This is a genomic window from Actinoplanes siamensis (assembly GCF_016862395.1).
Taxonomy (GTDB): Bacteria; Actinomycetota; Actinomycetes; order Mycobacteriales; family Micromonosporaceae; genus Actinoplanes; species Actinoplanes siamensis.
In genome coordinates this window covers 26,796-39,490 of the sequence record NZ_BOMW01000059.1, presented here as the reverse complement: position 1 = coordinate 39,490, position 12,695 = coordinate 26,796, and the positions used below count along the sequence as shown (strand labels likewise).

The window sequence follows — 12,695 nt, the reverse complement described above, 5'->3', positions numbered from 1 at the left end:
ATCAGATGCAGGGTATTATTATGCAGGCGCTAAGGTCCAGTAGAGGTCCTTCGAACGAAGCTAGGAGTAGGTGTGCCGGAGAGTGACGAGCCGACCAGGCTCTGGGGTGCGCGATTCGCCGGTGGCCCGGCGGAGGCCCTGGCCCGGCTGAGCGTCAGCGTCCAGTTCGACTGGCGGTTGGCGCCGTATGACTTGCTCGCCTCCCGCGCGCACGCCCGCGTGCTGGCGAACGCGGGGCTGCTCGACGCGGACGAGTTGGGCCGGATGCTGGCCGCGCTGGACGACCTGGAGTCGGCCTGCGCCACCGGCGAGTTCCGTCCCACTGTCGAGGACGAGGACGTGCACACCGCTCTGGAGCGCGGCCTGCTGGAGCGCCTCGGCGCGCTCGGCGGCAAGCTGCGCGCCGGCCGGTCCCGCAACGACCAGGTCGCCACCGACCTGCGACTCTACCTGCGCGACCACGCCCGTGGCGTGGCCGTCGCGCTGATCGAGCTGGCCGACGCGCTGACCGAGCAGGCCGCCCGCAACATCGACACCCCGGCGCCCGGCATGACCCACGTGCAGCACGCGCAGCCGGTCAGTTTCGGTCACTGGCTGCTCGCCCACGTCCAGCCGCTGCTGCGTGACCTGGAGCGCCTGCGCGACTGGGACGCCCGCACCGCGATCAGCCCGCTCGGCTCCGGCGCGCTGGCCGGCTCCTCGCTGCCGCTCGACCCGGCCGCGGTCGCCAAGGAACTGGGCTTCTCCGCCCCCGCGCCGAACTCGATGGACGCCGTCGCCGACCGCGACTTCGTCGCCGAGTTCCTCTTCGTGACCGGCCTGATCGGCGTCCACCTGTCCCGCCTCGGCGAGGAGGTGGTCCTCTGGACCTCCACCGAGTTCGGCTGGGTGGTCCTCGACGACGCGTTCGCCACCGGCTCCTCGATCATGCCGCAGAAGAAGAACGCGGACATCGCCGAGCTGGCCCGGGGTAAGAGCGGCCGCCTCATCGGCGGCCTGGTCGCCGTGCTCACCATGCTCAAGGGCCTCCCGCTCACCTACGACCGCGACATGCAGGAGGACAAGGAGCCCGCCTTCGACGCGGTCGACACGCTGGAACTGCTGCTCCCCGCCCTGGCCGGCATGATCTCGACGATGACGGTCCGTGTCGACCGCCTCGCCGCGGCCGCCCCGGTCGGCTTCTCCCTGGCCACCGAGGTGGCCGACTGGCTGGTCCGCCGCGGCGTCCCGTTCCGCGACGCCCACGAGATCACCGGCAAGCTGGTCGCCCTCTGCTCCGCCCGCGAGTGCGAGCTGGAGGATCTCACCGACGACGACCTGAAAACGGTCAGCGACCACCTCGACCCGTCGGTCCGCGAGGTCCTCTCGGTCTCCTCGGCCCTGGCGGCCCGCACCACGCCCGGCTCCACCGGCCCGGGGCCGGTCCGCGACCAACTGGCGACGGTTCAGCACAAACTCGACACCTGGCGCCAGTGGGCGGTGGAAAAGGCAGTCCCCCGCTGACCTGTCCGTCAAGCCCGGAAAAGCGGGGGTCCGGTCCCAGAACCGGGACCCCGCTTCTCGCCCTGCGCCAAAGATCAGAAAACCAGAAACCCCAATTCTGCACGCCCGAAGCACCACCCCGCAGAATGCCCGAAGACCGCCTTTGAGCTCCTTGACCACAGGATAGCGATCCCGGCAGTCCAGGCGGCGTGAAAGGTTCATCGGGCCCCACCCGGACCACCCGCGAAGAGGAACCGCACTTACTCGACAAAAAACAAACCACGACCACGCCGGGCCGAAAGCTCCCACCCGGCTCGACCGAAATCCGGTCGGCCGGAGCACGAACCGCGCCGCCCGGCGTGTGCGACACCGCTCGGCAGAGCTGCTCACCGACCTCGCCCGAGCTCTCGCTTCCTTACCGAACCGTTTGAGAAAAGCGCCGAAAAACTTGCCGGATCCGCCACCCCCCCCGGCGAGCCGCTGCAAGCGAGCCGCACATCCTTGCGGCCCTTGACCGGAAACGTCGTCCCACCCTCGCAAGCCCGCACGTCGCCACCCGAGACCGGCACCGACGCGAACCGCGCGGATGAGTGCGGGAACACGCTCTCCCGAACGATCGGGAAATCCGCATCGCAGATCGCGCAAGGAATTGCAGCAACTTTCTCAGGCCGCGGGCGCCTCCGCCGTCAGCGCACGCCGCGCCGGCGCCATCGCGGTCGAGCTGCGAACCACCAGCTCAGGCCGGAAAAGGTACTCCGACTTGGGCGAACCATGCCCGTTGATGTCGTCCACCAACGACCGGACCGCGGCCACCGCCATCGCCGGCACCGGCTGCCGCAGCGTGGTCAGCGGCGGATCGGTGAAGGCCATCAGCGGCGAGTCGTCGAACCCGATGATCGAGACCTCGGTGGGCACCTGCATCCCGCGGCGCCGCGCCGCCCTGATCGCGCCCAGCGCCATCAGGTCCGAGCCGCAGATGATCCCGGTGACTCCCTTGGTGAGCAGTCGCTCCGCGGCCACCTCACCGCCCTCGACGCCGAACAGGGTCAGCTCCACCAGATCGTCCACATCGGCGGCGGCGACGCCCAGGTCGCGCTGCATGGCGGCGCGGTAGCCGGCGAGTTTGCGCTGCACCGGGCTGAACCGGTGCGGCCCGGAGATCAGCCCGATCCGGCGGTGGCCGAGCGAGGCCAGGTGCCCGACCGCGAGGTCGCCGGCGAGTTGTTCGTCGCACGAGACGAACGGCGCGTCGATGCCGTCGGTGTGCCCGTTGACCAGCACGATCGGCAGCGGCCGGGCGATCAGCCGGTGGTAGCGCTCGACGTCCATGGTGGTGTCGGCGTGCAGGCCGGAGACGAACACGATGCCGGAGACCTGCCGGTCCAGCAGCATCTCCACGTACTCGTCCTCGGTGACGCCGCCGGGGGACTGGGTGCAGAGCACCGGCGTGTAGCCGGACTGGGCCAGCGTCGACTCGATGACCTGGGCGAAGGCCGGGAAGATCGGATTGTCCAGCTCGGGCACGACCAGGCCGACCAGGCCGGCGCTGCGCTTGCGCAGCCGCTCGGGGCGCTCGTAGCCGAGCACGTCGAGGGCGGTCAGCACCGCCTGCCTGGTTTCCTGGGAGACACCGGGGCGGTCGTTGATGACGCGAGAGACCGTCGCCTCGCTGACCTGGGCTTGACGGGCGATGTCCGCCATCCGTGCACGCATGCTGTCACTGTAGTGCCGAGCTGTTACCGGTCATGAGGCTGCAAGCCCTTCCATTGACTGCAAGGGCTTGCTAACGTCCCGGCAACAAGGACGACATCTTTGCGATCTCGCGGCCCGGCAGGCCGGGCCCATCCCTTTTGCACCGCTGAATCCGTATCAGAACGGGAGCTTCACCATGCGCATCCGCACCGCCGGAGCGATCGCGGCAAGCCTGCTGTGCCTGGCCGGCGCAGCAGCTTGCGGAAGCAAGAGCGAGAAACCCGCCACCGGGGCGACAGCGAGCAACGGCGAGCTCGTCATCTGGGCCGACGACAAGCGCTCCGCCGCGCTCAAGCCCTTCGCCGACAAGTTCGGCCAGGAGAACGGCGTCACCGTCACGATCCAGGCCATCTCGAAGGACCAGCAGACCACCTTCCTCACCGCCTCCCAGCAGGGCAGCGGCCCGGACGTGATGGTCGGCGCGCACGACTGGATCGGCAACCTGGTGCAGAACGGCGCCATCGATCCGGTGCAGCTCTCCGACGAGCAGAAGAACGGCATCCAGCCCGGCGCGATCAAGGCGGTGACCTTCAACGGCCAGACGTACGGCGTCCCGTACGCCACCGAGAACCTCGGCCTGATCCGCAACGCCGAGCTGGCCCCGGACGCCCCGGCCACCATCGAGGACCTGGTCGCCACCGGCAAGAAGCTGAAGGCGGAGAAGAAGGTCTCCGAGATCCTCTGCCTGCAGTCGGGCCAGAACGGCGACGCCTACCACGCCTACCCGCTCTACGCCTCGGCCGGCGGCTACCTGTTCGGCACCACGTCCACCGGCGAGTACGACGCCAAGGACCTGGGCGTCGGCAAGGCGGGCTCGATCGCCGCGTTCGAGAAGCTCCGCGCGCTCGGCGAGAAGGGTGACGGCGCCCTGAAGCGCTCGATCACCACTGACAACTCCACCGCCACCTTCACCGGCGGCAAGTGCCCGTTCCTGGTGGCCGGCCCGTGGGCCACCGCGGACGTGAAGAAGGCAGGCATCAAGTACGACATCTCCCCGGTCCCCGGCTTCAAGGGCGGCAAGGAGGCCACGCCGTTCCTCGGCGTGCAGACCTTCTACGTCGCGTCGAAGGGCAGGAACAAGGCCCTGGCCCAGGAGTTCGTCACCAACTACGTGACCACCGCGGACCTGGCCGTCGCGCTCTACCGGGCCGAGCCCCGCCCGCCGGCGCTGACCGCAGCCCTGGAGCAGGTCAAGGGACAGGATCCGGACCTGGCCAAGTGGGCCGATGCCGGCCGGAACGCGATCCCGCTGCCGGCGATCCCGGCCATGGCCGCGGTCTGGGAGCCGTTCGGCAAGGCGGAGGCCGCCGTCATCGGCGGCGCGGACGCCAGGTCGACGGTCGAAGCCGCCGCCAAGACGATCTCCTCCTCGATCAAGTAATGACGGCGCAGCTCGAAGGGCCCGCGACGCGGGCCCTTCCGGTCCTGAGGCACATCATCAGGATCCTTCTACTGGGCACGGTGGCAGCTGTAGCGATCTGGGCGGCGTTCCCGCTGGCCGAGGGCCGGCACTGGACCGGGCTGGGCATCCTCGCCGCCACCACCGCGGGGCTGCTGTACCTGTACACCACGAGCCGGCACATCCCGGCCAAGTATCTGGTCCCCGGCACCCTGTTCCTGATCGTCTTCCAGATCTTCCCGGTGCTCTACACGGCGAGCACGGCGTTCACCAACTTCGGTGACGGCCACCGCGGCTCCAAGGCGGATGCGATCACCGCCATCCAGACCGCGTCGGTCACCCGGGTGCCCGGCTCCACCGAGTACCAGCTGAAGATCGTCACCAAGGGCGACGGCGCGCTGGCGTTCCTGATCACCGATCCGGCGACCGGTCAGCTGTCGATCGGCGACAGCGCCGGGCTCAGGCCGGCCGGCGGCAACCCGCCGCCCGGGTACACCGTGCTCAACGCCGGCCAGGCCAGCGCGCGCAGCCGGGAGATCACCGACTTCGCGGTGCCGACAGCGGCGGGCGCGATCCGTTCGGCGGGACTCTCCCGGGCGTACGAGGGAACGGCTGTTCGTGCCTATGACCAGGCCACCGACAGCATCCGGGACTCGGTCAGCGGCAAGGTGTGGAAGGCGGACGAGGGAGCCGGCGCGTTCGTGGCCGGCGACGGCGAGCGGCTGGCCCAGGGCTGGCGGGTGAACGTCGGGTTGGCGAACTTCACCCGCGCGCTCACCGACGACACCATTTCCGGGGACTTCCTCCGCACCCTCGTCTGGAATTTCGTCTTCGCCACCGCCTCCACCGGAGGCACCTTCCTGGTGGGCATGGCCTTCGCGATCGCGCTGCAGGGCCGGATGCGGTTGAAGGGCCTCTACCGGATCCTGCTGGTGCTGCCCTACGCCATGCCGTCGTTCGCGATGCTGCTGGTCTGGCGGGATCTGTTCAACACCGACTTCGGCCTGATCAACAATGTGCTCGGGACGAACGTCGACTGGTTCGGCACCGGGCTGACCGCTCAGTTCGCGGTGTTGCTGGTGCAGCTCTGGCTGGGATATCCGTACATGTTCCTGGTGACCACCGGCGCGCTGCAGGCGATCCCGGGCGAACTGACCGACGCCACCCGGGTCGACGGCGCCGGTCCGCTGCAGGCGTTCCGCGCGGTCAAGCTGCCGCTGCTGCTGGTCGCGCTCACCCCGCTGCTGATCTCGTCGTTCGCGTTCAACTTCAACAACTTCAACGCGATCTACCTGACCACCGAGGGTGGCCCGTTCCCGGCGGACAATCCGGCCAACGGCGCTACCGATCTGCTGATCACGTACACCTATCGGCTGGCATTCGGCGGCTCCGGCGCCCAGTACGGCTTCGCCGCGGCAATCTCGATCTTCATCTTCCTGATCGTGGCCGTGGTCTCCGCGGTCAGCTTCCGGCGCACCCGCGCGCAGGAGGAGGTCTACTCATGAGCTGGTTCAGACGGGTCGGCTGGCGGCACCTGGTAGCGATCCTGGCGGTGATCTTCTCGCTGGGCCCGATCGTCTTCGTGCTGTCCGCGGCGCTCAACCCCCTCGGCACGCTGTCGTCGAGCACACTGGTCCCGAACGGCGCCTCCCCGGACAACTTCACCCGGCTGTTGCAGGACACCGACTTCCCGCGCTGGTTCCTGAACTCCGTGGTGATCGCCGGTCTGGCCAGCCTGCTCTCGGTGTTCCTGTCGGCGCTGGCCGCGTTCGCGTTCAGCCGGCGGCGCTTCAAGGGCCGCCGGACCGGCCTGCTGGCGCTGCTCCTGATCCAGATGTTCCCGCAGTTCCTGGCCGTGGTGGCGCTCTTCCTGATCTTCTCCAGGATCACCGGCCTGTGGCCGGCGATCGGCTTCAACACCTGGTGGGGCATGGTCCTGCTCTACCTGGGCGGCGCGCTGGGCGTGAACACCTGGCTGATGAAGGGCTTCTTCGACACGGTCCCCAAGGAGCTGGACGAGTCGGCCACCGTGGACGGCGCCTCGCACACCGGGATCTTCTTCCGGATCCTGCTGCCGCTGGTCTCGCCGATCCTCGCGGTCAGCGGGCTGCTCGCGTTCATCGGCACGATCAACGAGTTCCTGCTGGCCAACATCTTCCTCACCGACGGCGGCTCGAAGACGCTCGCGGTCGGCCTCTACGGCCTGGTCCAGGGCTCGGAGCGGAACTCCAACTTCGGGATCTTCTGCGCCGGCACGCTGCTCACCGCGATCCCTACCGTCGGCGTCTTCCTGTACCTGCAGCGCTACATCGTGGAGGGCCTCAGCGCGGGCGCGGTGAAGGGATAGCCAGATGCATCGGAATTCACGACACTCAATCAGCGCGGGAACCGCGCAACGGCGAACACCCACGTCCATCGAAAGGGTGCACAGTGGCATCGAGTAAGACCCGGTGGGGGACCGTGGTGCTCAGCCTTCTCCTCCCACTGCTCGCGGTCCCGGCCGCCGAGGCCGCCGCGGCGCCGGCCGAGCCCAGCGCCGCGGTCGTCGCGAACTGGGGCTCCGACCGGCCGGCGGGCGGCGAGCAGTACTACTTCGTCCTGCCGGACCGGTTCGCCGACGGCGACAGGTCCAACAACCGGGGGGGACTCCGGGGCGACCGGCTGTCCACCGGCTACGACCCGACAGACAAGGGCTTCTACCACGGCGGCGACCTGAAGGGCGTGATCGACAAGCTGGACTACATCCAGGGGCTCGGCACGACAGCGATCTGGCTGGCGCCGGTCTTCAAGAACCGTCCGGTGCAGGGCAGCGGCAGTGACGTCTCGGCCGGCTACCACGGCTACTGGATCACCGACTTCACCCAGGTGGACCCGCACTTCGGGACCAACGCGGACCTGAGGAGGCTGGTCCAGCTCGCGCATCGGCGGGGCATGAAGATCTTCCTGGACATCATCGTCAACCACACCGCCGACGTCATCAAATACCGGGAAAACCAGTATTCGTACGTGGACAAGAGCACCTCGCCGTACACGGACACCGAGGGGCAGCCGTTCGAGGACCGCAACTACGCCAAGTCCGCGGAGTTCCCGGACGTGGACGCGACCAGCTACCCCTACACGCCGGTCCTGGCGAACCGGGCGGACGCCGAGGTCAAGGTCCCGGCCTGGCTGAACGACGTGAACATGTACCACAACCGCGGCGACTCCACCTTCTCCGGCGAGAACAGCGAGTACGGCGACTTCTACGGCCTCGACGACCTGTGGACCGAGCGTCCCGAGGTGGTCCGGGGAATGACGAAGATCTACGCCGACTGGATCGGCGGCACCGGCATCGACGGCTACCGCCTCGACACGGTCAAGCACACCGACCTGGACTTCTGGCCGCAGTTCTCGGCGGGCATCAGGAAGGCCGCCGACCGGGCCGGCAAGCCTGACTTCTTCATGTTCGGCGAGGTCTACAGCGCCGACCAGGAGATCGAATCCACCTATGTACGACAGGGCGGGCTGCCCGCCACGCTGGACTTCTCGTTCCAGGCGGCCGCGCAGGCGTTCGTCGCCGGCGCCGGCGACGCGAGCGCGCTCTCCGGCGTCTACGCCAAGGACGATCTCTACACCACGCCGGCCACCGGCGCGGACCGGTTGCCCACCTTCCTGGGCAACCACGACATGGGCCGGATCGGCTCGTTCATCGCGTCCGCCGCGACCGCGGACACCCGGCTCAAGCGTGATCAGCTGGCGCACGAGCTGATGTTCCTGACCCGCGGCCAGCCGGTCGTCTACTCCGGCGACGAGCAGGGCTTCACCGGGCCGGGCGGGGACAAGGACGCCCGGCAGGACATGTTCGCCAGCAGGACCGCGGACTACCTGGACGACGACCTGATCGGCACCGACCGCACCCACGCGGTGGACAACTACAACCCGGTGCACCCGCTCTACCGGACCATCTCGTCGCTGGCGAAGCTGCGCAAGGCGAACCCGGCGCTGGTCAGTGGCGTGCAGACCACCCGGTACGCGGCCGAGGGCCCGGGCGTCTTCGCGGTGTCCCGGACCGATCGGGCCAAGCGGACCGAGTACGTGGTCGCCGCCAACAACGCCACCACCACGCAGACGGTCAGCTTCGCCACCTCGTCGCCGGGCGCCACGTTCACCGGCGTCTACGGCGGGTCCTCGCGGACGACCGCCGGCGCGGACGGCCGGATCACGATCACCGTGCCGGCGCTGTCCTCGATCGTGCTGCGCTCCGGCGCCCCGGTCCCGGCCCCCGCCGCCGCGCCCACGGTCACCATCACGAAGCCGGCCCCGGGCGCCTCGGTGGCGACCCGGACCGAGCTGACCGCGGAGACGACAGGCGACCCGCTGGCGACCGTCACCTTCGCGGCGCAGGTCGGCAACGGCCCGTGGCAGCCGATCGGCACCGCGGACCGGGCGCCCTACCGCGTCTACCACGACCTGGACGGGCTGGCCGGCCGTACCGCGGTGAGGTACAAGGCCGTGGTGCGGGACGGCCGGGGGCGGCTGGCGTCCGCGACCACCGGCATCACTGTCGGCACACCGGCGGCCGGCTCCAGCGTGCAGTACGCCGTCGTGCACTACCAGCGCCCGGCCGGCGGGTACGCCGACCAGGGCCTCTACACCTCGGGTGACGTCGACCCGTCGATGTCCACCACCTGGCCCGCCGGGCAGCCGTTCGCCGGCGAGGACTCCTACGGACGGTTCGCCTACGTCAAGCTCGCGCCGGACGCGAAGAACGTGAGCTTCGTCGTGGTCGGCAAGGACGGCGTGAAGGACACCGACGCCGACCGGTCGCTCGACCCCACGAAGACCCCCGAGGTGTGGCTCAAGCAGGGCGACCCCACGGTCTACCCGTCGCGTCAGGCGGCGACCGGGCAGCCCGATCCGGCACCGGACACGTCCAAGGCGATCATCCACTGGCGCACGGCGGACGGCGACTACGACGGCTGGGGCCTGCATGTCTGGGACGGCGCCGCGGCCGGGACGGACTGGGACAAACCGCTCAAACCGACCAGGATCGACTCGTACGGCGCGACGTTCGAGGTGCCCCTGGCCGCCGGGGCGGCCGGGCTGAGCTACATCATCCACAACGGCGACACCAAGGACCTGCCCACCGACCAGCGGCTCGAGTTCGCCACGGCGGGACACGAGGTCTGGCTGCTCGCCGGGCAGGCCAACCGGCTGTTGCCGCTGGTGCGGACCACCGGCGGCGGCGGGGTGATCGACGTGGCCAAGGAGTCGGCGGTCTGGCTGGACCGGTCGACCATCGCCTGGAAGACCGGCACCGGCACGACATTGCAGGAGGTCGGGGCGGGCACCGACGGGAAGGTGTACGACCTGGTCTGGTCACCGTCCGGCGGGATCGGCGTGGCCGACGGCGAGCTGACCGGTTCGTTCGACTCGCTGCGCCTGAGCTCCCGGCGCAACGGGCTGACCGAGGCGCAGCGGGCGAGGTTCCCGCACCTCTGGCGGTACGGCGCGTTCCGGTTGTCCGCTCGCAACCTCTCGGACATCCTGCGCGGGCAGGTGGTGGTGACCGAGCGGGACGCGGCCGGCAAGCTGCTCGCCGCGACCGGGGTGCAGACCGCCGGCGTGCTCGACGACCTGTACTCGTCCGCGGCCGGCGCGGAACTCGGCTACGTCCGTCGCGGCGGCGTCTCGGTCTGGGCGCCCACCGCGCGTGACGTCCAGCTGGAGATCTACGACGCGCCCGGTGCGAACGCCGTGCTCAAGCCGATGACCCGGGACGACCGTACCGGCGTCTGGTCCGTCCGGGCCGACCGCGGCTGGTACGGCAAGTACTACCGGTTCCGGGTCACCGCGTGGCAGCCGGCCGCGCAGAAAATCGTCACCGCGTCGGTGACCGACCCGTACTCGGTGGCTCTCTCCACCGACTCCACCCTGAGCCGCTTCCTGGACCTGTCCGACCCGGCGCTCGCGCCGGCCGGCTGGGGCGCGCTGAAGAAGCCGGCCGCTGTCGCGCCGGCCAAGATCGGAATCCAGGAGCTGTCGGTACGGGACTTCTCCGTCTCCGACACCTCGGTCCCGGCCGCCGCACGGGGCACGTACGCCGCCTTCACCGCGCCCGGCTCCACCGGCATGAAGCACCTGGCGGATCTCGGCAAGTCCGGAGTCACCCACCTGCACCTGCTGCCGGTGTTCGACTTCGCCACGATCCCGGAGAAGCGTGCCGACCAGGCCCAGCCCGCGTGCGACCTGGCATCCCTGCCGCCCGACTCGGACCGGCAACAGGCGTGCGTCGCGGCGGTCGCGGAGCGTGACGGCTACAACTGGGGGTACGACCCGCTGCACTACACGGTCCCGGAGGGCGGCTACGCCGTCGACCCGGACCAGCGCACCAGGGAGTTCCGCTCGATGGTCGCCGGGGTCAACAAGGCAGGCCTACGCGTGGTGATGGACGTGGTCTACAACCACACGTCCGCGGCCGGAGTCGACGAGAAGTCGGTGCTCGACCAGATCGTGCCGGGCTACTACCAGCGGCTGCTCGCCGACGGCTCGGTGGCGAACTCGACCTGCTGCGCCAACACCGCGCCGGAGAACACGATGATGGGCAAGCTGGTCGTCGACTCGATCGTCACCTGGGCCAGGCAGTACAAGGTCGACGGCTTCCGGTTCGATCTGATGGGACACCACCCGAAGGCGAACATCCTGGCCGTACGCGAGGCGCTGGACAAGCTCACCCCGGCACGCGACGGCGTCGACGGGAAGAACATCTACGTCTACGGCGAGGGCTGGGACTTCGGCGAGGTGGCCGGCGACGCCCGGTTCGTCCAGGCCACCCAGGCCAACCTGGCCGGCACCGGGATCGGCACGTTCAACGACCGGCTCCGGGACGCGGTCCGCGGCGGCGGCCCGTTCGACGAGAACCCGCGCGTGCAGGGCTTCGCGTCCGGCCTCGCCGACCAGCCGAACGGCGACGCGGTCAACGGTGACGCGGCGTCGCGGAAAGCCCGGCTGCTGCACTACCAGGACCTGATCAAAGTCGGGCTGACCGGCAACCTCGCCGGTTACTCGTTCACCGACTCGTCCGGGAAGGTCGTCACGGGCTCGCAGGTCGACTACAACGGCGCGCCGGCCGGGTACACCGCCGCGCCGTCCGAGGCGATCACCTACGTCGACGCGCACGACAACGAGATCCTCTACGACGCCCTCGCCTACAAGCTGCCGCAGGGCACCTCGGCGGCCGACCGGGCCCGGGCGCAGTCGGTGGCGCTGGCCACCACCGTGCTCGGCCAGGGGGTCGGTTTCGTGGCGGCGGGCAGTGAGCGGTTGCGCTCGAAGTCGCTGGACCGCAACTCGTTCAACTCGGGGGACTGGTTCAACGGGATCGAGTGGGACTGCGCCCGCGGCAACGGCTTCGGCAAGGGCCTGCCGCCGGCCGCCGACAACGAGCCGAAGTGGCCGTACGCGAAGCCGCTGCTCGCCGACCCGGCGCTGCGGGCGGACTGCGCGGCGATCGCCCTGTCCGACAGCCGCTACCGGGAACTGCTGCGGATCCGGGCGTCGTCGCCGGTGTTCGGTTTGGCCACGGCGAAGCAGGTGCAGGACCGGGTGGCGTTCCCGCTGTCCGGGCCGGCCGAGACGCCCGGCGTGATCACCATGACGCTGGACGCCCGGGGCCTGGACGGCACGTGGAAGTCGATCACCGTGGTCTTCAACTCCACGGCGTCGGCGGCCGCCCAGCGGGTGCCGGCGCTCGCGAACAAGAGGATCGCCCTGCACCCGGTGCAGCGGTCCTCGGCCGACCCGCTGGTCCGGACGGCGACGTTCGCCCCGGCGACCGGGACGTTCACCGCTCCGCCCCGTACCGTCTCGGTGTTCGTCGAAAGCTGACGCCCGCGGAATTCCGGCCCCGTTCACCCGATCAGCCCGGGTGGGCGGGGCCGGCGCGGTCCGGCACAGCTCCCGCCGCCCGGCTGGCCGTGAGAGGTGCCTCCGGCCGCTCGACACACCCGCCCGGGGCCGGCCGGGCGGGTTGGTTCCGGCGTGAGAGGTGTGTCGAGGGTTACGAGACACTTCGGCGCCAGCC

6 protein-coding genes are annotated in these 12,695 nt (G+C 69.9%); 5 read left to right on the top strand and 1 reads right to left on the bottom strand.

Annotated features, from left to right (window positions below; all coding sequences use genetic code 11):
* Positions 1–72: 72 nt before the first annotated feature.
* Positions 73–1,503, top strand: coding sequence for an argininosuccinate lyase (gene argH, locus Asi03nite_RS28230; protein WP_203683510.1), 1,431 nt, complete (start codon positions 73–75; stop codon positions 1,501–1,503).
* 642 nt (positions 1,504–2,145) lie between these two features.
* Here the strand turns inward: argH and Asi03nite_RS28225 are convergent.
* Complete coding sequence (locus Asi03nite_RS28225; protein ID WP_203683509.1) at positions 2,146–3,195, bottom strand: LacI family DNA-binding transcriptional regulator; 1,050 nt, start codon at positions 3,193–3,195, stop codon at positions 2,146–2,148.
* A gap of 175 nt (positions 3,196–3,370) precedes the next feature.
* Between Asi03nite_RS28225 and Asi03nite_RS28220 the strand changes: the two genes are divergently transcribed.
* From Asi03nite_RS28220 to pulA, 4 genes are all read left to right on the top strand, one after another.
* Positions 3,371–4,615: a sugar ABC transporter substrate-binding protein gene (locus Asi03nite_RS28220; RefSeq protein WP_203683508.1), complete on the top strand. Its 1,245-nt coding sequence runs from the start codon at positions 3,371–3,373 to the stop codon at positions 4,613–4,615.
* A gap of 80 nt (positions 4,616–4,695) precedes the next feature.
* Positions 4,696–6,138, top strand: coding sequence for an ABC transporter permease subunit (locus tag Asi03nite_RS28215; protein WP_239102978.1), 1,443 nt, complete (start codon positions 4,696–4,698; stop codon positions 6,136–6,138).
* The gene (locus Asi03nite_RS28210) at positions 6,135–6,980 is read left to right on the top strand and encodes a sugar ABC transporter permease (protein ID WP_203683506.1); all 846 of its coding nucleotides are present in this window, start codon (positions 6,135–6,137) and stop codon (positions 6,978–6,980) included. Before Asi03nite_RS28215 ends, Asi03nite_RS28210 begins: the two co-directional genes overlap by 4 nt.
* 83 nt (positions 6,981–7,063) lie before the next feature.
* Positions 7,064–12,499, top strand: a complete 5,436-nt coding sequence (gene pulA / locus Asi03nite_RS28205; protein WP_203683505.1) for a pullulanase-type alpha-1,6-glucosidase — start codon at positions 7,064–7,066, stop codon at positions 12,497–12,499.
* Positions 12,500–12,695: the final 196 nt, after the last annotated feature.